The sequence below is a fragment of the Vannielia litorea genome, from assembly GCF_900142295.1.
Lineage (GTDB): Bacteria > Pseudomonadota > Alphaproteobacteria > Rhodobacterales > Rhodobacteraceae > Vannielia > Vannielia litorea.
On sequence record NZ_FSRL01000002.1, the window covers coordinates 127,167 to 145,670 of the forward strand.

Below are 18,504 nucleotides of genomic sequence, written 5' to 3' on the forward strand. Positions count from 1 at the left end.
TCACCCGTAGATCACGGCCGCGAGGTCGCGCAGCGCCTGTTGCGTGTCGGGCTCGTCGCTGAGCGGCGCGATGATCGCCGCCTCCAGGGCCCGGTCCACCGCCATGCCGCCGGCGATCATCGTGGCGGCATAGATCAGCAGCCGGGTCGAGACGCCCTCCTCCAGGTCCATGCCCGAAAGCGTGCGGATCTTGCCGCCGAGCCGCACCAGCGCGGTCGCCCGCGCCTCGTCGAGCCCGCTCTCGCGCATCACCACCGGCACCTCCACCTCGGGCGACGGAAAGTCGAACCCGATCGAGATGAAGCGCTGCCGCGTCGAGGGCTTCAGCTTCTTCAGCACGTTCTGGTAGCCGGGGTTGTAGCTGGCCACGAGCATGAAGCTCTTTGGCGCGGCCAGCTCCTCGCCGGTGCGGTCGATCACCAGGCGGCGGCGGTCGTCGGTGAGCGGGTGCAGCACCACCGTCACATCCTTGCGGGCCTCCACCACCTCGTCGAGGTAGCAGATGCCGCCCTCGCGCACCGCCCGCGTCAGCGGCCCGTCGACCCAGACGGTCTCGCCGCCCTTCAGCAGGTAGCGCCCGATCAGGTCGGCGGCGGAGAGGTCGTCGTGGCAGGCCACGGTGTGCAGCGGCAGGCCGAGCCGGGCGGCCATGTGCTCCACGAAGCGGGTCTTGCCGCAGCCGGTCGGCCCCTTCAGAAGAAGGGGCAAACCGTTGGTGTGGGCCGTCTCGAACACCGCGCACTCATCGGCGGCGGGCTGGTAGAACGGCAGGTCGGGGGTGGTCAGGTCACGCATGGCTCACTCTCCCGGAACGGCCACGGGGCCGGGCTTGATGATCTCGCGGCGCACCACGAGCATCGAGTAGATGAAGAGCAGAGCGCCCAGCACCACTGCCACGCCCGAGCCGAAGCGCATCATGTAGAACAGGCCAAGCTGGTCCTGCACGTCCATGTAGTAGTCGCCGACGATCCGCTGCATGTGGGTCTGGATGGTGCCGGCAAAGGTGAGCGTGAAGGTCATGAAGCACATGCCGCCCGTCATCAGCCAGAACGAGGCCATGTTGAGCACCTGGTTGTAGGGCTCGCGCCCTTTCAGGATCGGCATGGCATAGGTGAACATGGCCAGGTTGAGCGCCACATAGGCGCCGTAGAACGACAGGTGCCCGTGCGCGGCGGTGATCTGGGTGCCGTGGGTATAGAAGTTGACCCCGTGCAGCGTGTGCAGAAAGCCCCAGACGCCGGCCCCGAAGAAGGCCACGGTGGAGGCGCCCAGCGACCACAGCAGCGCCGCCTTGTTCGGGTGGTTCTTGCGCCCCTTCCAGACCATGATGAAGGCAAAGCTCATCATGGCGAAGAACGGCACCACCTCGAAGGTCGAGAAGATCGAGCCGACCCACTGCCAGTAGCCCGGCGTGCCGATCCAGTAGAAATGGTGGCCGGTGCCGAGGATGCCCGAGAAGAGCGCTGTGGCGACGATCACGTAGAGCCATTTCTCGATCACCTCGCGGTCCACCCCGGTGAGCTTGAGCATCAGGAAGCCGAGGATCGCGGCCATGACCAGCTCCCAGGTCGCCTCGACCCAGAGGTGCACGACGAACCACCAGTACATCTTGTCGAGGCTGAGGTTGTCGGGGTTGATGAAGGCGAAGACCCAGAGCAGGCACAGCAGCCAGAGGCCCATCATCAGGATGTTGGTGATCGCCGTCTTGCGCCCCGCAAGGAAGGTGAGCGAGACGTTGACGAGAAAGATGACGGCGGCCACCAGGATGCCGAACTTCACCCAGAGCGGTTGCTCCAGAAACTCCCGCCCGCCGTGGATGCCCACGAGGTAGGAGCCGACGGCACCCAGCGTGCCGACCAGCAGGATGGCGAGCTGGATGTAGGCCAGCTTGACCGAGAAGATCTCGCGCTCGCTCTCCTCCGGCACGAGGTAATAGGCCGCGCCGAAGAAGCCCAGCAGCAGCCAGACGATCAGCGCGTTGGTGTGGATCATGCGGATCACGTTGAAGGGCAGGATCTCGCTGAGCGTGTTGGGCGCAACATAGACCCACCCGGCCAGCAGCCCGCCGAGCACCTGGATGCCGAACAGTGCCATGGCGGCGACGAAATAGGCGTAAGCCACCTTTTGCGATTGGTATTTCATGGGGGTTCTCCTCTCAGAACATCAACCGGCGTCGTTCGGCGGCCAGTTCTGGGTGTCGGTCTGATCGGCCCAGCGGAGGAACTCGGCAAGCGCGCGCATCTCCTCCTCGGTGATCTCGAAGTAGGGCATCTGGCGGCGGCCCTCGATGCCCGAAGGCTGGGCCTTCATCCAGCCGTCGAGGATCTCGTAGGCCAGCTCGGCGTCGTCCAGCGCGCCCCAGCGGGTCATCACGTTGCCGAGCTCGGGGGCAAAGTAGGCGCCCTCGCCATGCAGCGTGTGACAGTTGATGCAGGAGTGACGCTCCCACACGTGCTTGCCCTGGCGCACCGCGTCGCTCAGCTCCATGCCGGCGGTCGAGGTCTGCACGATGTGGCGGTGGCTCTGCACCGTCATGGCCACGAACACGACCACGAAGAATATGGATCCCCCGTAGAACACGTTCCTGGCGCGCGATTTGGTAAGTATTTCTGACATGTCGCGTTCCGGAAGTTTTGTTTCGGATGCGAGTTTTCTAGAGGCGCGCGCCGGGCCGGATGTTGCGCAAGCGCAAAGAAGCGGGCGAAAGCCGGGTGCAGGCTGAAGGCGGAAAGGAACCGCCATGCGCCGCCCGGATTTCGACGACCCCGATCTGCCGCTCTCCGAGCTCTTCGCGGCCTGGCCCGAGATGGTGGCGGCCTTCCTCGAGCGCAAGATGCTCTGCCCCGGCTGCCCGATCGCGCCGTTTCACGCCATCACCGACGCCTGCCTGGAGTATGATCTGGACGAAGATGACTTTCGCGCCGAACTGGAGCAGCGCGCCTGCGGCCGCCTCAGGGATGCGCCTCGCTGAGCACCACAAGCGCGTGCGGATCGGTGACGGTGATGTGCTTGCGCGTCGATTCCACGATCCCGTCCTTCTGCCAGGCCGAGAGCAGCCGGCTCACCGTGTGCAGGGTCGTGCCCGTCATGTCCGAAATGTTTTGCCGGGTGATCGGAAAGGCGATCTCGATTCCCTCCGGCACCTTCCGCCCGCTCTGGGTGACCATCCGCAGCAATGCACAGGCCACCCGCTTCTCCACCGCCTGGGTCGCCATCTCCGTCAGCGTCTCCTGGATCTGGCCGAGCCGCTGGCCGAGGGTCTTGTAGGTCTCCGAGGCAAAGCCGGGGTAGCGCGCCGTGAAATCCGCCCACAGCCGCACCGGCCACGACAACGCAATACTCTCGGCCGCCGCGATGGCGGTGGCCGGGTAGGTGTCGCGATGCAGTGCGGGGGCGATGCCGAAGAGTTGGCCCGGCGAGATGTGCAGCACGATGATCTGCTCGCCCCCCGGAGTGGTCCGCACCACCCGCAGGTAGCCGTCGAGCAGCAGGTAGAAGCGGTCGGCAGCATCGCTCTCGCGGAAGATCTCGGTCCCTTCCTCGTAGCGGCGGGACACGGCGGCATCGAGGATCTCGCGAATCTGGTCACGGTCCAGTTGCGAGAACGGGGGCAGGCCGGTCAGCAGGCTTTCGTCGAGCTTGGGCACTTTCAGTCCGGGAGTTTGTTTCAGAGCAATGTTCGAGCCGCGATCCTAGTGCAGAACCGGGGCAACCGAAACAAGCGGATACGCATGAAAGGAAAGTCCGATGTTTGCCAAGATGATGCTCGCCGGTGCCCTCGCCCTCGCCGCAGGTGCAGGCTGGGCCGAAACCCACGAGGTCAAGATGCTCAACAAGGGCGAGGCCGGGGCGATGGTCTTCGAGCCGGCCTACGTGAAGGCCGCACCGGGTGACGTGGTCAAGTTCCTGCCCACCGACAAGGGCCACAACGTGGAGAGCATCGAAGGGATGCTTCCCGAGGGCGTGGAAGGCTTCAAGACCAAGAACAACGAAGAATTCGAGCTGACCGTCGAGGCCGAAGGGCTCTACGGCATCAAGTGTACCCCGCACTATGCCATGGGCATGGTCGCCTTGGTGCAGGTCGGCGAGGCCGTCAACCTCGAGGCGGCCTCGGCCGTCCAACAGAAAGGCAAGGCGAAAGGCCGGATGGCCGATCTCTTCGCCCAGGTCGAGTAATCCCAGTTTCCTTCAACTCGACCGCCGGGCGGCGCCTTGGGGTGCCGCCCGTCCCTGATTCGATCCCGGAGCGCCGTTCATGTCTCCCAGCTTCACATTTCGCGGCCCCGCGCTCTTTTCCTACGGTTTCCGGCCGTTCTTCCTGGCCGCCACGCTCTTCGCGCTCGGGGTGATCCCGCTGTGGTGGCTGGTCTGGACAGGCCGCGTCGCGCTTGCCTCGCCCCTGCACCCCACCGACTGGCACATCCACGAGATGATCTACGGCTACGGCGCGGCGGTGGTGGCGGGCTTCCTCTTTACTGCCGTCCCCAACTGGACCGGTCGCCTGCCCACCCGCGGCTGGCCGCTGGCGGGTCTGCTGGCGCTCTGGCTCGCCGGGCGGCTTGCGGTGGCCGGTGTCTTCGGCCTCGGCGCGCTGGCCACGGCCCTTGTCGACCAGGCCTTCCTGCTCGCCGTCGCCGCCATGATCGCCCGCGAGATCGTGGCCGGAAAGAACTGGCGCAACCTCAAGGTGCTGGTGCCGGTCAGCCTGCTCTGGCTCGCCAACATCGCCTATCACGCCGAGGCCGCCCTGGCCGGCACTGCCTGGCACGGTCACCGCGCCGGGATCGCCCTGCTGATCTTCCTGATCCTGCTGATCGGCGGGCGCATCGTGCCCAGCTTCACCCGCAACTGGCTGGTGCAGCGCGGTGCCACCGCCCTGCCGGTGCCCTTCTCCCGGTTCGACGGCCTCTCCCTCGCCGGCGGCGCGCTCGCCCTGGTCAGCTGGGTCGCCGCCCCCGAAAGCCTGGCCACGGCAGTCCTCTGCGGCCTGGCGGCGCTGCTGCACCTGGGGCGCCTGGCCCGCTGGCGCGGCCATGCGACCTGGCGCTCGCCGCTGCTGCTGATGCTGCACTTGGCCTATCTCTTCGTGCCCCTCGGGCTTGCCGCGGCCTCGGCTGCCGCCCTGGCGCTGACCACCGAGGCCACCGCGACTCACCTCCTCGGCATCGGCGCCATCGGCGGCATGACGGTGGCGGTGATGATGCGCGCCACCATGGGCCACACCGGGCGCCCGCTCGTCGCCGGCCCGCTCCTGACCGCGGCCTTCGGCCTGACGCTGCTCGCCAGCCTGCTGCGTGCGGCCTCCGACCTGATGCCCGGCGGCCCCGCGCTTTCGGCCCTGCTCTGGACGGCAGCCTTCGCGCTGCTGGCTCTCCGGCTCGGCCCGGCGCTGTCCCTCCCCAAGACCGCCCGTCGCCACCCCTCGTCACTGGCACCGAAAGGCTGATCCGGGCGTCACGCCCGCCGCAACAGACGCCGCACCGCAGGCAGCTTTCCGTTGTCCGAGGTCATGTGATCGCCGACGATCTCCCGGACCTCTTGCTGCAGCCCTTAGAGTTCGAGTGGCAGCAGAAACTGGGAAAGAAGGGCAGAGCCGGGGCAACATGAGCGGCGTCGTTGTTATAGACATGGATCGCCAGCAATCCCGCTTTTCGCAGGCAGGCGCTCAGGGCCGCGTCACCACGAACTGAAACTGTCTGGTTCATTGCAGGTCAGTCCGAAGGCCATATGATCGTGCCCGGCTCCATCGGGCCAGGCTCGGTCCCGGGGGGGTGATCTGACCTCATCAGGCCTGAGATGCCACCCGCCGATGTCTTCCGGAAACGGCTTGCGCAATTGCTCGGCCAGAGGCTCAGGCGCAGCGACGTTCGAATGATCCAGGATTGCCTGTGCCACCGCGCGCAAACGCCAGACGGTGTTCATCGAGTCGGGGCCGGGCCCTTCGAAGCGGTCGATTGCGGCGGTGAGATCGTTCAGGATTGGTGCCAGTTGCTCCGGTTTCGCGTCTTGGATGTGCCCCTCTACAGCAATCCGAAAGGCGATTTCTGAACCTATGATGCCAGCCGAGCCCCAGAAGGCGTCGTCGAAGAAGGGCTTATATGCAAATCCATCCCTGACTGCCGGCCTCCACCCATCCGCGCCCTTCTCCAGCAGGTAGAGAAGCCCTTCGAGATTATCCAGGCCCGCAGCGCGCTGAAGCAGCGTTTGGCTTGTTCCCGGTCTCTGGGCGTGCAGGTCGCCGCCGTTTTCGACATAGAGCCGCAGCCATGGCATTCCCTTGCTGAAATCGGGGAATGGCACCATCCGGGAGCCACTCAACTCGGCCAATGCGTTGTAGGCCATGAGGTGATCGGCGACATTCACATCGGCCCCCGCCTCGACAACGGCCTTGCCCGCCTCCTGCCGGTCAAAGGCGAAGGCGTCCAGGAGCAGGTTGCGCCGAACCTGCATGCCGGCGGGAGCATCCTTCGTGGCCAGCTCTTTCGGCACCGTGGTGTCGTAGAAGGCAGATAGCTCCTCCGGCGTAACCCGGCTCAGCGCATCGGCCGGAAGCGGGGTGCCGTTGAAAACCGCGACAGCCAGCGCGCGCATGTCTTCGGAGGCCTCAGCATAGCCGGACATCGCAAGCTCGGTGCGGTCGGTTTCAGCCACGGGCGAAGCCTCCTCCCGCTGCGGCTGCGTTTCGGTCGACGGCGCTGGCGCCGGGGGTTCCTGCTGAACGCGCCATAGAAAGCCAAGACCGGCGGCCACGACAATCGAGGTGAGCAAGATTACCCAGGTCCAACGCATGTTCTGGCCGCTCCCTCAATTGATCCTGCAAAAGGGAAACGCTGCAACTGAAAGATGATCGGGTGCCGCTGGCCGCTCGGCTGCGCCTCCTGGTCGCCCGAACCGCTCTCGCCCGTGTCCCGCCCGGCCCAGCGCAGACCGCCGGCCCGGAACCTCGCGGGATGGGGGCATGACGTGCCCGGAGCCGCGACCATGTAGATCAGAGGCAGATTTGCGTCACCAATAGTTGGTGGCGCCGAGACGCACAGGGATCGAGATTCTTTGGGTTTCCTAGGACTTCCTCGGGATCCGCCGATCAGCGGCACTCCAGCCTTTCCTCCTCGGCAGGCGCACTTGTTCATGATCGACCGTTACGTCGCAACTCGAACTCGTGCACCCGACTGCTGCCCCGTAGCATCACCTCACTCCTGCGCGCTCCTGAGCACCGCGTCACAGGCCCGGCGCAGGCACTGTCGCAACCACCGATGCCCCAGGTCTCCGTTCATCCGCGGATGCCAGAGCATCGAGACGGTGAAGCCGGGGAGCGGGAACGGTAGCTCGAAGCTCGTCATGTCCCGGCGCAGTCCGAGCGTGTGGCGCGCCGGGACCGTGGCGACGAGGTCGGTGGCGCGGGCCAGCGCCAGGGCCGTCGCGAAGCCGCCGGCCACCGCACGCACACGCCGGACGATCCCGGCCTCGCTCGCGGCACCATCGATCTCATCGCTGTGGAGCCCCCGACGCTCGACCTGGATGTGCGCCGCCGCAGCGTAGATCTTGGTCGGATCACCAACTTGCGCCAAGGGGTGACCCGCGCGCACCACGCCAATCCAGCGGTCGTCGAAGAGCGGGAAGGCGCGCAACTCGGGGGCCGTTCCGGCATCGATCACTCCGGTCTCGAGGTCAACGGTGCCGTCGCGCAGCGGCGCGCTGTCCTTGTCCTCCTTCAGGGTGAAGGCCAGCGTCACCCCCGGCGCCTCCGCGCCGATGATCTCCAGCAGCGCCGGCCCGAAGCTCTCGGCAAAGCCCTCGGAGCAGCGCAGGGTGAAGCGCCGCGTCAACCGGGAGAGATCGAGCCTGGCCGCCGGTCGCAACACCTCCTGGGCGCCATCGACCAGCTCGCCCACCCTCTCGCGCAGCTCCATCGCGCGCGGGGTCGCCACAAGGCCCCGGCCGGCGCGCACCAGCAGCGGGTCTCCGGTGACCTCCCGCAGCCGCGCCAGCGCGCGGCTCATCGCGGAGGGGCTCAGACCGAGGCGCCGCGCAGCGCCGGCCACGCTGCCTTCCGCCAGCAGTGCATCGAGCGTGATCAGCAGGTTCAGGTCCGGCATCGCATCCTCCCCCGGAGACATGGCGTCTGACGCAACGATAGAGTGCAAATGCTGCGCCTTCCGAATTCCACCTGCAAGCGCCAGATAGCGGCCTGGTCACACAACTGGAGTTCCTTCCATGCCTGCCCGTTTCGCCCCGGCCCTCTTCGGGCTGATCCTCTCCGGAATGATGTCGCTCATCGTCTCCGGCATCGCCACCCTCCGGGCCGCGCCCCTCGACGGCATCCTCTCGGCCTGGCTCGGGGCCTGGCTCATCTCCTGGGCCATCGCCTTCCCGGTGGTCCTTGTCGTTGCGCCCCTCCCGCGCCGCCTGGACGGCCTGCTCGTCGCCGCCCCTGCGACGCAGCGCTGAGGAGAGCGCGATGCAGCTGATCGTGAGGCATCCCCTTGTCGCGCTGTCCCTCGCCACGCTGCTACCAGCGCTGGGGACCAGCATTGCCAACGTGGCGCTCCCCGACATGGCGCGCGCCTTCGCCGCGCCGCTGGTCGAGGTGCAGTGGGTCGTCGTCGGCTACCTTGTCGCCGTGACGAGCCTGGTCGTCACCGCCGGTCGGCTGGGCGATCTCTACGGCCGCAGGCGCGTGCTGCTCGCCGGCACCGCGCTCTTCGGCCTCGCCTCGGCAGGCGGCATGCTGGCCACCGGGCTGTGGAGCCTCGTGGCCCTGCGCACGCTGCAGGGTGTAGGAGCGGCCGCGATGATGGCCCTGACGCTCGCCATGGCCGGTGATCTCATCCCGAAGGCGCGCAGCGGCCGGGCCTTCGGCCTCCTGGCCACGGTCTCGGCGGTCGGAACGGCCCTTGGCCCATCCCTGGGCGGTGTCCTGGTGGAGGCCTGGGGCTGGCGGGCGGTCTTTGCCGCCATGGCGCTGGCGGCCGGCTTCGCCTTCGCGGTCCTGATGGCTGTGCTGCCGGGAGATCGCACCGGGAGCGTATCCCGGCCGCGGCTCGATCTGCCCGGTATCGTGCTGCTCTCTTCAGGCCTTGCCCTCGCAGCCTTTGCCGCCTCGCGCCTTGGCCACGGCAACCAGGCGGTCGTGGGCGGGCTCGGCCTTCCGGCCTTTGCCCTGCTCCTGGCCTTCGTCCGTGCCGAGCAGCGCGTCACAGCGCCCCTGGTCGACCTGAGCCTGCTGACCAGCGCCAGGCTCTGGCCCGGCCTCCTTCAGATGATGCTTGTCTCCATGATCGTCATGACCACGCTCGTCGTTGGCCCGTTCTACCTGAGCCGCGGCCTTGGTCTTGATCCGGTCGCCACCGGCCTCCTGATGAGCGTGGGGCCCGGTGTGGTGGTCCTGATCGGCGTGCCCGCCGGACGGCTCGTGGATCGTTTCGGGACAGAACGTCTCGTCCTCTGGGGCCTGGTCGCCGCGACCATCGGATCGCTCGGCATGGCCGTCCTGCCGAATGCCCTCGGTGCCTCGGGCTACGCGATGAGCCTCGCCACCCTGACCGCCGGCTACGGCATCTTCCAGACGGCCAACGGCAAGGCCCTGCTCGCGGGCGCTCCGGCCGACCGGCGCGGCACGACCTCGGGCTTGCTGGCGCTGGCCCGGAACATCGGTCTGATCACCGGCGCAGCCGCGATGGGACCGGTCTATGCGCTGGGGAGCCGGGGGCTGCCCGGGATCGCCCTGGCACCGGGCGCAGGCAGCGGCCTCATGCTCGTTTTCTGCGTCGCCGCTGCGGCCGGCTTTGTGGCGCTGGCACTCTCTTTGATCGTCCGTCGGCACTCTGCCGTGACAGGTTGACCCGGAAGAACGAATCCTTGGGCTCGCCACTCACCAGTGGGTGGCGAGCGGACAGGGGCCATTTCATTCGCCCCCGTCCAGCGGCCGAGCCAGCGATGCTCGACGCATCTTGCGGTTGGGGCTGACCCCCGCATTGGTCCACCAGAGCTATCGGGGGAGACGCCAAGAAAAGCCCTGGGCGATCAAGCTGACGACGGAGTCCATGGTGGGAGAGATCTGCCGGCGGGCAGGCGGATCCCCGCACATTGATCTTGTTAAGGGGCGAGACCAAGTAGAGAATGCGAACTGCGCGCAGTAAGAGTTCTCTTTTGTCATTCCTGTAGCACCCCGCGGGTGCCCTTGCCGCTAGTGTTGAGCCACGCGCGCAATGGTTTCGGACTGGGAATGAAGGAATACCGAAGTGAACCCCTCCCGACGATTGACTTCGACAGCCAGCTCAGTGTCTTCGCCCACGATCAAAGCTCGCGGTGGCTTGCACTCGGCGAAGTGGTTGACCGGGTTCGGCATGCCCAGCGGCGCCTCACTTCTTGCCGTTTATATGGGCTACTTGCTGGCGGCCGCCTTCGGGCGCTGGATGATGGTGATCCCGGATATCCCGATCACCATCTGGCCGCCGAACGGGGTGATCCTGGCGATGTTGCTGACGCGACCTTACCACACTTGGGTCTGGTGGATTACGGTGGCGGTCGCGGGCGAACTGACCGCAAACCTTATCTGGTTCCAGAATCCGTTGCACTGGGCGCTCGGCTACGTGGTCGCGAATGTGGCCTCAATCCTGACGGCAGCAATGCCTCTGGCATTTCTGTTTCGCGGCCCCCTACGGCGCTTTGAACAGCTGCCTCAGGTCCTCGCCTTCCTGGTTATCGGTGTTCTGGCAGCCCCGATGATCAGCGCCACGCTCGGCAGCGCTATCGACGTGTTGGTCGGAAAAAACCCCTTCCTGAAGACCTGGCCGGTATGGTGGCTGGGCGATGCAACCGGCATCCTGATCGCCGCGCCTTTGGTGATGACCGCCATCAATGCTTGGCAGGAAACAGCGCGCCCCCGCCTTGTGGACGTGGTGGAAGGCGGGGTCATCGCACTGGTCCTGCTAGGGCTAACTGCCTGGGAGCTGTCCTCTGGCGCCGCATTTGCCTTCCTTCTGCCCTTGCCGGTGCTTTGGGCAGCGCTCCGCTTCGAATTCCGAGGGGTCTGCCTGGCCGTGCTTGGCTTTGCCCTGGCCATCGGAGCCCACGCGCAAACTTTCCAAGTCGCGGAAGTCTCCGAAGCCGTCGCGGCGCTCATGCACACTCGCATGCAGACGCTGCTCCTCGTCGCCGCAAGCACGGGGTTGATCGTCGCCGCGATCATCCGACAACAGCGTCGAGCCACAAGCGACCTGGCGCGCGCCAACAGCGATCTCGAGGCGAGGGTGCTGGAGCGGACCCTCGCCATTGCAGCCGCCGAGCGCCGGTTCAAGGCCACCTTCGAGAACGCAGGTGTGGGAATCACGATCTTTGGTGGCGATGGCCGCCTCATGGAGGCAAATGACATGCTTGCCCGCATGCTCGGCTACGATCCTGAGGAGATGGAAGGGCGCTCGATCAACGACATCACCCATCCGGAAGACCGCTACCTTGTTGACGAAGCGTGGAACAGGTTGGAGACCGGAGCAGCCGATGAATACGATTTGGAGAAACGCTACATCCGCAAGGATGGCAGCGTGGTCTGGGGGCACACGACAGTAAGTTGCGTCCGCGACACTGACGGCAAGATAGATTATCTCATCAAGATCATCCAGGACATCACCCTGCGCAAGCAATCCGAAGAGGCGCGCAGGATACTTGCCCGCGAAGTCCATCATCGCAGCAAGAACTTGCTGACGATCGTCCAGATCATCGCTCGGCAAATGGCAGTTCGGTCATCGCCGCAGGAATTCGTCAAGAGCTTCGGAGACCGTCTGCAAGCCTTGGCCGCGAACCAGGATCTCCTGATCAAGAGTGCCTGGCAGCCGGCTGACTTGGCCGATCTGGTCAAGAGTCAGGTGCATCATTTCGGCGAAGTCGGTAACCGGGTCCTGCTTACTGGCCCAAGGGTTTCGGTTCCGCCATCTGCGGCCCAACCCATCGGCATGGCGCTGCACGAACTCGCTACGAATGCGACCAAATACGGCGCTCTCAGCAATGATGCCGGCCTCGTGGAAATCAGCTGGGGCTTCGATGAAGACACCTTCCGCATGTCTTGGCGCGAGAAAGGCGGCCCGGCTGTAACGCAGCCTGAGTCGTTCGGATTTGGCACCACGGTGCTCGACAGGATGGCTGCCTCATCGCTATCGGGCGAGGTCTCCATCGAATACCCTCCCACTGGAGTGACTTGGCACCTTACCTGCCCGATCTCGGCTCTGAGGGTCGACGATGGTGACGACGCTTCGAATTGATTGTGCTGGAGTTGGCGATGAGTTTCCTGCCCGGCATGGGTCTGCAGATGGAGGTCTTCTCCGGCGGCCAGCCGACCGCGGGAAACGGCCCGCGCGTCGGGTCGGTCAGGCACGATCACGGCAACGCGGCCGACGTGTTCTTCCGGCAAAACGGCCAACGCCTCGATTGGGCCAACCCGCAGCACGTCCCGATCTTCCAAGACGTCGTGCGGCAGGCGAAGGCGGCAGGCCTGACCGGCTTCGGGGCCGGGCCGGGCTACATGCAGCCGGGCTCCATGCACATCGGCTACGGGACGCCCGCCGTCTGGGGCGCGGGCGGCAGAGGGGCCAATGCACCCGATTGGCTGCGGGAGGCCTACGGCATGGCGCCGACGGGCCCGGGGCTCTCCTTCGGCCCGAACGTGCCATCGCCCGCCACGGGGCTCGGATCTCCGCTGGCCGACATGTTCAGCCCGGAGATGATGAGCATGGGCGTTCCGGTCGTGATGGCCGAGGCGCGCGAGACGCCCGGAGAGCGGCTCCGGAAGCAGGCCGAGACGAGGGCCGAGGAAGATCGCAAGCGGCGTGAGGCCCTCTTCGGCGGCGGGCTGTTCGGCTAACGGCCGGCCCGGTTCCGGATCACGGCCACGAGGGCGAAGATCGCCGCGCCGCCTGCTGCACCGCCAACCAGTTGCCCGGCGAAGTTTGCCCCGGCCTCCGGGTCGGCCTGCAGACCAGCCACCACAGGCCCGATCGCGGCGCCGATCAGCGCCAGGTTCGTCACGTTCCAATCAGCCATTGTCGTCCTCCAGGTGAGTCGGCCCGAGCGTAGCGCAAGCCGGGCTGCGCGCAATGAGTGCGCAAAATAGTGCCCAAAATCCTGTATGTCGCCCGATCCGGGGTTTGTCCGGAGAGGCGTTTTGGCTATGTTTTACTGGGGTTTTATCTGGTCGGAGTGAGAGGATTCGAACCTCCGACCCCTGCCTCCCGAAGACAGTGCTCTACCAGGCTGAGCTACACTCCGACCGTGGCGGGGGCTCTAGCGCGCCGCGCCTGCCATTGCAAGCCCCTCAGTGCTCTCCACCGGGTTTGCGGCTCAGGCGGGCCAGGAGCGACACGCGCGGCGTGGTGCCGGTCTCGGCCCGCGAGCGGTTCTGAAGCACCGGGTGCACCAGCGACCGGCCCCCGAAGCTCTCGCGCAGCACGATGTAGATGCCGCTGGCAATGATGATCCCGGCGCCGATCCAGGTCACCTGGTCCACGTGCTCGCCAAAGAAGAAGCTGCCGTAGACGGCCGCCCAGATCATCTGGCTGTATTGCATCGGCGCCACGATGGCCGCATCGCCCGCCTTGTAGGCCAGGATCGAGCAGAGCCCGCCGCCGAAGGCCAGCAGCGCCATCAGCCCGACAAGACCAAGCTCCTCCAGTTCCAGCGGCACGTAGACGAAGGGCAGGGCGCAGGCCATCACCGCGAAGTTGGCCATCATCGGGTAGAGCAGCAGCACCGCCGAGCGCTCGTCCTGACCGATCTTGCGCACGATGATCGACACCAGCGAGCCGGTGCAGGCCCCCACCAGCGCCGCGAGATGGCCGAACTCCAGGTCCGACTGGCCGGGCCGCAGCACCACGATCACGCCCACCAGCCCCACGACCACCGCGCCCCAGCGGTGCATCCCCACCGTCTCGCCCAGGATCGGGATCGAGAGCACGGTGATGATGAGCGGCATGGCGAAGATGATCGCATAGACCTGTGCCATCGGCAGCGACGCGAAGGCGTAGAAGATGCACAGCCCGGTCACCACCGCCGAGCCGGTGCGCAGCGCCGTCCACCACGGGTGCCTGGGAATCAGGTTGCCGCGCGTGGTGTCGCGCATCAGCATCAGCATGACGAGCGGAAAGCTCAGCAGCACCGAGAAGAAGATGATCTGGAAGGTGGTGAAACTCGCGCCAAGCGTCTTTACCACCACGTCATGCGCCGAGAACAGTGCGAAGGCGAGGAGCGCCAGAAGGGCGCCCTTGATGTTGTTGGATCTCTGCATGGGTCTCGTGACGCGCCGGGGCTTGGGTCCTTGCTACCACGCTGCGCCGCAACGTCAATCCGGGCAGGTGTCGTGGGCCGCGCGGCTGTCTGCGGGGGCCTGCGCGCGCTCGGTCATGCCGTAGTCGCGCAGCACCTCGGCCACCCGGAGCCGGTAGTCGGCAAAGACCCCGCCCCGCCCGGCCGCCTGCTGTGCCCGGTGGCCGGGCCGGTTGCGCCAGGCCTGCACCGCCGCCTCGTCCTCGAAGAACGACAGCGAGAGCATCTTGCCCGGCGTCGTCAGGCTCTCGAACCGTTCGACCGAGATGAACCCCGGATGCCCCTCCAGGCTCTCCCGCAGCTTGGCCGCGCGGGCCAGGTATTCGTCCCGCCGGCCCTCGGCGGGCTCCACCTCGAAAATGACAGCGATCATGCGTCCCTCCCTGATGCCAGCCTGAAGAATGCCCGATCTTCCCGCCGGATAAACCGCCTTTCCTGCGCGAAGGCGTAGTTTTCGCGGCCCAGCGGGTCTTCGGCGAGCCGGGCGCGATAGGCCTCGTAGGCCGCCAGCGAGGGCATGGAGTAAACCCCGTAGGCCAGCGTGGCCGAGCCCTCGTGCGGCGCGAAATAGCCGATCAGCTCGGCCCCGCAGCGCGGGATGCAGGCACCCCAGGTGCGGGCGTAGTGCTCAAAGTCCGCGCGCTGGGTCGGCTCGATCTCGTAACGGATGAAACAGGTGATCATGTCAGGGCTCCTTTCGGACCCCTGCCTAACCTTCCGCGCGGCGGCGATGCTTCGGCCCGCGCCAAAGCGTCGCCGCTTGACCGGCCCCCGCGCCGGGCCCACCCTGCCGGCATGAAGGAAGGCCCCGACATCACCCGCATCGCCGCCCTCATCGGCGACCCGGCGCGCGCCAACATGCTCACGGCCCTGCTGTCCGGCAAGGCGCTGACGGCCAGCGAACTCGCGGGCGAGGCGGGCATCACCGCGCCCACCGCCTCGGGCCACCTGGCCAGGCTGGAGGAAGCCGGGCTGCTCTGGCGGCGCAGGCAGGGGCGGCACCACTACTTCACCCTCGCCGGCGCGGAGGTGGCCGAGGCGCTGGAGGCGCTGGCCGGTCTCGCCGCGGCACGCGGCCACCTGCGCACCCGCACCGGCCCGCGCGACGACGCGCTGCGCGAGGCACGGGTCTGCTACGACCACCTCGCCGGCCAGGCCGGGATCCGCATCTTCGACAGCCTCGCAGGCCGGGGCGCACTCACGGTCGACCGCGAGGCGATCACCCTCACCGGGGCAGGTGCGGCGCATGTCGAGGCTCTGGGCATCGACCTCGCCCCGCTCCGGGCCGGGCGCCGCCCGCTCTGCCGCGCCTGCCTCGACTGGTCCGAGCGGCGCAGCCACCTCGCAGGAAGCCTCGGCGCGGCGATCCTGACCCACAGCCTCGCGCAGGGCTGGGCCACGCGCGCGCCCGGCAGCCGCGTGGTGCGCTTCACTCCGCGCGGAGCGGCGGCCTTCGCCCAGGCCTTCCCCCTCTGACGCGACCCGCCGCCGCGGAACCATCCGAGCCCCTGCGCGGTTATCCCGGTAACACGAACGTAACCCCCAAGGAGGGAACAATGGGACTGGGCCTCATCCTCTCGATCATCGTCGGCGGCCTCGCCGGCTGGATCGCCAGCATGATCATGAAGGCCGATACCGGCCTCGTGACCAACATCGTGCTCGGCATCGTCGGCGCCCTGGTGCTGAACCTGCTGCTGCAACTGCTCGGCATCTACGCCGCCGAACGGGTCGTGCCGCAGCTCATCGTCGGCATCGCCGGGGCCTGCCTGCTGATCTTCGGCTTCCGCGCCATCGCCCGCAAGAGCTGAGCGCCATACGGAATGGGCTCAACCGGGCTTCTTCGGGCGTTCCGCGATCGGTGCGCCCGCGGCCTTCCAGCCCGAGAAGCCGTCGCTGATATGGCTCACGCCCTCCAGCCCCATCTCCATGGCTACCTGCGCCGAAAGCGCCGAGCGCCAGCCCGAGGCGCAGTAGAAGACAAAGCGCCCCCCGGTCTGGAACTGCGGCTTGGCATAGGGGCTCTCCGGGTCGATCCAGAATTCCAGCATCCCGCGCGGACAGTGGAAGGCGCCGGGGATCATCCCCTCGCGGTCCAGCTCGCGCGGGTCGCGCAGGTCCACGAAGGTCACCCCCTCCTGCCCGTGCAGCGCCTGCATCTCGGCCGCGGGCGCGTGTTCCACCCGCGCGTTGGCCTCCGCCACCATGTCCTTCACCCGCTTCATCGCCTGCCCTCCTCCTTGACTTCGCCGCCGTGCCGGAACACCTAGCCTTGTCAGGAGGATATGCCATGCCCGGGCCCAAGGAAAAGAAGCCGCAGTCGGTGTATACGCTGCTCGTGGAAGTGGGCCGCAAGGCCGGGGATGGCCTGCCCGACGGGGCCAGGGGCGCGGCGCTGATGTGCTATGCCGCCGGCGTCGACGAGGCCGAGGCGGTGCGCGAGACCGTGGCGATCCTCAAGCAGGCCGACCTCGCCCCCCTCGATGTCACGGGCTACGGCACGCTGGAGGAGCGCGAGGAGCAGGGCCACGAGATCGAGGAGGAGGAGCGCGTGCTGATGGCGCGCGCGCTCGCCGAGAACGCCGTGATCGTCGCCCAGATGACCCCCTTCTTCGAGGAACCCTCCCACGAGGGGGGGCGGGCCTGATGGCCGACAGGCTGATCCAGGTGATCGGCACGGTTGAGCAGATCGACACCGTTGCAGGCTGTCTCGAGGATCTCCCCCCCGACCAGTGGTGGCGGCTGCCCTATGACGAGGACGAGGGCCGGCAGACCCTCTATGTCGCGCTCTTCAAGGCCGACGCGCAGGAGGTGATGGATGCCATCAGCGAGGGGCTCGAAGGGCAGGAGGGCTGGCGGCTGTTCTCCCTGCCCACCGAGGCCAGCCTGCCCGAACTCGACGACGAGGAAGAGGAGAACCGCCGCGCCCAGAAGGAGACCGTGAACGCGCGGGAGGAGATCTACCGCGAGGTCCGGCAGGGCACGGCGCTGACACCGGACTACCTGGTGATGACCGGGCTGGCCGCGCTGGTGGCGGCCATCGGGCTGAGCCAGGGCCAGGTGGCGGTGGTGATCGGGGCGATGGTGATCGCGCCCCTGCTCGGGCCGATCATGGCCTTCGCCTTCGGCACCGCGCTGGGCAATTTCTCGCTGCTCGGCGTGGCCACACGGGCGCTGGGCGCCGGGCTGGGCGTGGCCGTGGTGGTCGGCGTGGCGCTCGGGCTGGTGATGCCCGGCTCCTATCCGGATACCTCTATGATGGATTTCTCCGGCGCGCTCTCGCTGCGCACCGTGGCGCTGCCCCTGGCGGGGGGCGCGGCGGCGGCGCTGATGCTCTCGGGCGGGCAGACCACCGGCCTGGTGGGCGTCATGGTCGCCGCCGCGCTGCTGCCGCCGCTCGCCGCCTTCGGGCTGCTGCTGGGCGCGGGCGACATTCCCAACGCGCTGAAGGCGCTGGCCACCGTGGTCACCAACATCGTCGCCATCAACCTCGCCGCGCAGGTGGTGTTTCTGGCCAAGGGCATCCGCCCGCGCCGCTGGGAAGGCTCCGATCACCGCACTTCGGTGCGGGTCGCCCTCGGCGCCTCCGCCGGCCTCGTCGCGCTGATGGCGCTGGCGCTCTGGCTCGCCGGCCACGGCTACGTGCCCGGGCTCTGAACGCCCCGCCTTCGCGCTTGAAATCGCAGCATTACCCCAGGCTCGCCCCATTTGTGCCCCGCTTTCGCTTCTAGATTGAACGCGATTGAAGTGAGGGCCTGTGCACCGATGAAAGAGTCGATTGCCGCGATAAGATGGGTGGTCAACGCGCTGCTGGTGGTTGCCATGCTGGGCGCCGGCTGGCTCAGCTACAAGTTCTTCACCGAGCCCGGCTACCTGGCCGAACTGGCGTTGGGCGAGGGGGCAGGCACATCCTTCACCCCGCGCAGCCCCGGCCTCGAGCCCGCCCCGACGGACGCGGTCGTGACCTCGCGGCTGCCGCAGGCCAGCGGCCTGCCCCAGGCGGGCGGCACCTCCGACACGCAGACCCGTCTGTCGAACGGCACCCCCGCCGGCGCCACGACCAGCGCCGACAGCTATACCCCGCGCACCACGGCCACCGGCAACGTGCGCACGGTGACCCGCGAGAAAAAGGAGGCGCCCCCGGCCTATCAGCCGCCGCTGGCGCAAAGAAAGGTGATCCGGGTCGGCGATTGA

Annotated in this window: 23 protein-coding genes and 1 tRNA gene; 12 read left to right on the forward strand and 12 right to left on the reverse strand. The window is 67.3% G+C overall.

The window, feature by feature from the left end; genetic code table 11:
- The 3 genes from BUR94_RS18535 to BUR94_RS18545 are packed head-to-tail and all read right to left on the reverse strand — an operon-like array spanning window position 1 to window position 2,616.
- The gene (locus BUR94_RS18535) at window positions 1-795 is read right to left on the reverse strand and encodes a CbbQ/NirQ/NorQ/GpvN family protein (RefSeq protein ID WP_074257918.1); all 795 of its coding nucleotides are present in this window, start codon (window positions 793-795) and stop codon (window positions 1-3) included.
- Between the two features lie 3 nt (window positions 796-798).
- Entirely contained in the window at window positions 799-2,142 is a 1,344-nt protein-coding gene (locus BUR94_RS18540) for a cbb3-type cytochrome c oxidase subunit I (protein ID WP_074257919.1), read from the reverse strand.
- A gap of 21 nt (window positions 2,143-2,163) precedes the next feature.
- Window positions 2,164-2,616, reverse strand: a complete 453-nt coding sequence (locus tag BUR94_RS18545; protein WP_074257920.1) for a c-type cytochrome — start codon at window positions 2,614-2,616, stop codon at window positions 2,164-2,166.
- A gap of 124 nt (window positions 2,617-2,740) precedes the next feature.
- Between BUR94_RS18545 and BUR94_RS18550 the strand changes: the two genes are divergently transcribed.
- Window positions 2,741-2,971 (forward strand): DUF1858 domain-containing protein, encoded by a 231-nt coding sequence (locus BUR94_RS18550; RefSeq protein WP_074257921.1) that lies wholly within the window; start codon window positions 2,741-2,743, stop codon window positions 2,969-2,971.
- On the opposite strand, the gene BUR94_RS18555 is transcribed toward BUR94_RS18550, so the two are convergent.
- Window positions 2,952-3,647 (reverse strand): Crp/Fnr family transcriptional regulator, encoded by a 696-nt coding sequence (locus BUR94_RS18555; protein WP_074257922.1) that lies wholly within the window; start codon window positions 3,645-3,647, stop codon window positions 2,952-2,954. The two genes, BUR94_RS18550 and BUR94_RS18555, sit on opposite strands and share 20 nt — an antisense overlap.
- A 100-nt stretch (window positions 3,648-3,747) precedes the next feature.
- Between BUR94_RS18555 and BUR94_RS18560 the strand changes: the two genes are divergently transcribed.
- Both BUR94_RS18560 and BUR94_RS18565 read left to right on the forward strand, forming a co-directional pair.
- Window positions 3,748-4,176 (forward strand): pseudoazurin, encoded by a 429-nt coding sequence (locus tag BUR94_RS18560; protein WP_074257923.1) that lies wholly within the window; start codon window positions 3,748-3,750, stop codon window positions 4,174-4,176.
- Window positions 4,177-4,255: 79 nt separating this feature from the next.
- Window positions 4,256-5,446: an NnrS family protein gene (locus tag BUR94_RS18565; RefSeq protein WP_074257924.1), complete on the forward strand. Its 1,191-nt coding sequence runs from the start codon at window positions 4,256-4,258 to the stop codon at window positions 5,444-5,446.
- A 230-nt stretch (window positions 5,447-5,676) separates the two neighbouring features.
- On the opposite strand, the gene BUR94_RS18570 is transcribed toward BUR94_RS18565, so the two are convergent.
- Together BUR94_RS18570 and BUR94_RS18575 are read right to left on the reverse strand one after the other, a co-directional pair.
- The gene (locus BUR94_RS18570; RefSeq protein WP_074257925.1) at window positions 5,677-6,789 is read right to left on the reverse strand and encodes an ankyrin repeat domain-containing protein; all 1,113 of its coding nucleotides are present in this window, start codon (window positions 6,787-6,789) and stop codon (window positions 5,677-5,679) included.
- Between the two features lie 401 nt (window positions 6,790-7,190).
- Window positions 7,191-8,096, reverse strand: coding sequence for a LysR family transcriptional regulator (locus BUR94_RS18575; protein ID WP_245794640.1), 906 nt, complete (start codon window positions 8,094-8,096; stop codon window positions 7,191-7,193).
- Window positions 8,097-8,214: 118 nt separating this feature from the next.
- Between BUR94_RS18575 and BUR94_RS18580 the strand changes: the two genes are divergently transcribed.
- The 4 genes from BUR94_RS18580 (at window position 8,215) to BUR94_RS18595 (ending at window position 12,856) form a co-directional block, all read left to right on the forward strand.
- On the forward strand, window positions 8,215-8,448 hold the full coding sequence (locus BUR94_RS18580) for a DUF2798 domain-containing protein (protein WP_074257927.1): 234 nt from the start codon (window positions 8,215-8,217) through the stop codon (window positions 8,446-8,448).
- 10 nt (window positions 8,449-8,458) lie between these two features.
- Window positions 8,459-9,841: an MFS transporter gene (locus tag BUR94_RS18585; protein WP_074257928.1), complete on the forward strand. Its 1,383-nt coding sequence runs from the start codon at window positions 8,459-8,461 to the stop codon at window positions 9,839-9,841.
- 490 nt (window positions 9,842-10,331) lie between these two features.
- Window positions 10,332-12,257 (forward strand): MASE1 domain-containing protein, encoded by a 1,926-nt coding sequence (locus tag BUR94_RS18590; RefSeq protein WP_139301355.1) that lies wholly within the window; start codon window positions 10,332-10,334, stop codon window positions 12,255-12,257.
- Between the two features lie 17 nt (window positions 12,258-12,274).
- Complete coding sequence (locus BUR94_RS18595; RefSeq protein WP_139301356.1) at window positions 12,275-12,856, forward strand: hypothetical protein; 582 nt, start codon at window positions 12,275-12,277, stop codon at window positions 12,854-12,856.
- On the opposite strand, the gene BUR94_RS18600 is transcribed toward BUR94_RS18595, so the two are convergent.
- From BUR94_RS18600 to BUR94_RS18620, 5 genes are all read right to left on the reverse strand, one after another.
- The gene (locus tag BUR94_RS18600; RefSeq protein WP_074257931.1) at window positions 12,853-13,035 is read right to left on the reverse strand and encodes a hypothetical protein; all 183 of its coding nucleotides are present in this window, start codon (window positions 13,033-13,035) and stop codon (window positions 12,853-12,855) included. The two genes, BUR94_RS18595 and BUR94_RS18600, sit on opposite strands and share 4 nt — an antisense overlap.
- 148 nt (window positions 13,036-13,183) lie before the next feature.
- A tRNA-Pro gene (locus BUR94_RS18605) sits at window positions 13,184-13,260 on the reverse strand.
- A 46-nt stretch (window positions 13,261-13,306) separates the two neighbouring features.
- Window positions 13,307-14,275 carry a DMT family transporter gene (locus tag BUR94_RS18610; RefSeq protein WP_074257932.1) on the reverse strand — a complete coding sequence of 323 codons (969 nt, stop codon included), beginning with the start codon at window positions 14,273-14,275 and terminating at the stop codon, window positions 13,307-13,309.
- Window positions 14,276-14,329: 54 nt separating this feature from the next.
- On the reverse strand, window positions 14,330-14,686 hold the full coding sequence (locus BUR94_RS18615) for an antibiotic biosynthesis monooxygenase family protein (RefSeq protein WP_074257933.1): 357 nt from the start codon (window positions 14,684-14,686) through the stop codon (window positions 14,330-14,332).
- Window positions 14,683-14,997, reverse strand: a complete 315-nt coding sequence (locus BUR94_RS18620) for an NIPSNAP family protein (RefSeq protein WP_074257934.1) — start codon at window positions 14,995-14,997, stop codon at window positions 14,683-14,685. The genes BUR94_RS18615 and BUR94_RS18620 overlap by 4 nt, the downstream gene beginning before the upstream one ends.
- 111 nt (window positions 14,998-15,108) lie before the next feature.
- On the opposite strand from BUR94_RS18620, the gene BUR94_RS18625 reads away from it, so the two are divergent.
- Window positions 15,109-15,789 carry an ArsR/SmtB family transcription factor gene (locus tag BUR94_RS18625; protein WP_074257935.1) on the forward strand — a complete coding sequence of 227 codons (681 nt, stop codon included), beginning with the start codon at window positions 15,109-15,111 and terminating at the stop codon, window positions 15,787-15,789.
- An 80-nt stretch (window positions 15,790-15,869) separates the two neighbouring features.
- Window positions 15,870-16,121 carry a GlsB/YeaQ/YmgE family stress response membrane protein gene (locus BUR94_RS18630; RefSeq protein WP_074257936.1) on the forward strand — a complete coding sequence of 84 codons (252 nt, stop codon included), beginning with the start codon at window positions 15,870-15,872 and terminating at the stop codon, window positions 16,119-16,121.
- Window positions 16,122-16,139: 18 nt separating this feature from the next.
- On the opposite strand, the gene BUR94_RS18635 is transcribed toward BUR94_RS18630, so the two are convergent.
- Window positions 16,140-16,535, reverse strand: coding sequence for a rhodanese-like domain-containing protein (locus tag BUR94_RS18635; protein ID WP_074257937.1), 396 nt, complete (start codon window positions 16,533-16,535; stop codon window positions 16,140-16,142).
- Between the two features lie 65 nt (window positions 16,536-16,600).
- Here BUR94_RS18635 and BUR94_RS18640 point away from each other — a divergent pair, with 65 nt between their 5' ends.
- The 3 genes from BUR94_RS18640 (at window position 16,601) to BUR94_RS18650 (ending at window position 18,504) form a co-directional block, all read left to right on the forward strand.
- Window positions 16,601-16,957, forward strand: a complete 357-nt coding sequence (locus BUR94_RS18640; RefSeq protein WP_074257938.1) for a hypothetical protein — start codon at window positions 16,601-16,603, stop codon at window positions 16,955-16,957.
- Window positions 16,957-17,967 (forward strand): TIGR00341 family protein, encoded by a 1,011-nt coding sequence (locus BUR94_RS18645; protein ID WP_074257939.1) that lies wholly within the window; start codon window positions 16,957-16,959, stop codon window positions 17,965-17,967. Before BUR94_RS18640 ends, BUR94_RS18645 begins: the two co-directional genes overlap by 1 nt.
- A 108-nt stretch (window positions 17,968-18,075) precedes the next feature.
- A complete protein-coding gene (locus tag BUR94_RS18650) occupies window positions 18,076-18,504 on the forward strand; it encodes a hypothetical protein (protein ID WP_074257940.1) in 429 nt (142 codons plus the stop codon).

What these genes read in the sequence shown, in the direction of transcription:
- BUR94_RS18560 (WP_074257923.1), top strand. Translation starts at nt 3,748, where the DNA reads ATGTTTGCCAAGATGATGCTCGCCGGTGCCCTCGCCCTCGCCGCAGGT.
- BUR94_RS18565 (WP_074257924.1), top strand. Translation starts at nt 4,256, where the DNA reads ATGTCTCCCAGCTTCACATTTCGCGGCCCCGCGCTCTTTTCCTACGGT.
- BUR94_RS18645 (WP_074257939.1), top strand. Translation starts at nt 16,957, where the DNA reads ATGGCCGACAGGCTGATCCAGGTGATCGGCACGGTTGAGCAGATCGAC.
- BUR94_RS18600 (WP_074257931.1), bottom strand. Translation starts at nt 13,035, where the DNA reads ATGGCTGATTGGAACGTGACGAACCTGGCGCTGATCGGCGCCGCGATC.
- BUR94_RS18650 (WP_074257940.1), top strand. Translation starts at nt 18,076, where the DNA reads ATGAAAGAGTCGATTGCCGCGATAAGATGGGTGGTCAACGCGCTGCTG.
- BUR94_RS18580 (WP_074257927.1), top strand. Translation starts at nt 8,215, where the DNA reads ATGCCTGCCCGTTTCGCCCCGGCCCTCTTCGGGCTGATCCTCTCCGGA.
- BUR94_RS18575 (WP_245794640.1), bottom strand. Translation starts at nt 8,096, where the DNA reads ATGCCGGACCTGAACCTGCTGATCACGCTCGATGCACTGCTGGCGGAA.
- BUR94_RS18640 (WP_074257938.1), top strand. Translation starts at nt 16,601, where the DNA reads ATGCCCGGGCCCAAGGAAAAGAAGCCGCAGTCGGTGTATACGCTGCTC.
- BUR94_RS18615 (WP_074257933.1), bottom strand. Translation starts at nt 14,686, where the DNA reads ATGATCGCTGTCATTTTCGAGGTGGAGCCCGCCGAGGGCCGGCGGGAC.
- BUR94_RS18595 (WP_139301356.1), top strand. Translation starts at nt 12,275, where the DNA reads ATGAGTTTCCTGCCCGGCATGGGTCTGCAGATGGAGGTCTTCTCCGGC.
- BUR94_RS18620 (WP_074257934.1), bottom strand. Translation starts at nt 14,997, where the DNA reads ATGATCACCTGTTTCATCCGTTACGAGATCGAGCCGACCCAGCGCGCG.
- BUR94_RS18545 (WP_074257920.1), bottom strand. Translation starts at nt 2,616, where the DNA reads ATGTCAGAAATACTTACCAAATCGCGCGCCAGGAACGTGTTCTACGGG.
- BUR94_RS18570 (WP_074257925.1), bottom strand. Translation starts at nt 6,789, where the DNA reads ATGCGTTGGACCTGGGTAATCTTGCTCACCTCGATTGTCGTGGCCGCC.
- BUR94_RS18635 (WP_074257937.1), bottom strand. Translation starts at nt 16,535, where the DNA reads ATGAAGCGGGTGAAGGACATGGTGGCGGAGGCCAACGCGCGGGTGGAA.
- BUR94_RS18625 (WP_074257935.1), top strand. Translation starts at nt 15,109, where the DNA reads ATGAAGGAAGGCCCCGACATCACCCGCATCGCCGCCCTCATCGGCGAC.
- BUR94_RS18610 (WP_074257932.1), bottom strand. Translation starts at nt 14,275, where the DNA reads ATGCAGAGATCCAACAACATCAAGGGCGCCCTTCTGGCGCTCCTCGCC.
- BUR94_RS18550 (WP_074257921.1), top strand. Translation starts at nt 2,741, where the DNA reads ATGCGCCGCCCGGATTTCGACGACCCCGATCTGCCGCTCTCCGAGCTC.
- BUR94_RS18630 (WP_074257936.1), top strand. Translation starts at nt 15,870, where the DNA reads ATGGGACTGGGCCTCATCCTCTCGATCATCGTCGGCGGCCTCGCCGGC.
- BUR94_RS18535 (WP_074257918.1), bottom strand. Translation starts at nt 795, where the DNA reads ATGCGTGACCTGACCACCCCCGACCTGCCGTTCTACCAGCCCGCCGCC.
- BUR94_RS18585 (WP_074257928.1), top strand. Translation starts at nt 8,459, where the DNA reads ATGCAGCTGATCGTGAGGCATCCCCTTGTCGCGCTGTCCCTCGCCACG.
- BUR94_RS18540 (WP_074257919.1), bottom strand. Translation starts at nt 2,142, where the DNA reads ATGAAATACCAATCGCAAAAGGTGGCTTACGCCTATTTCGTCGCCGCC.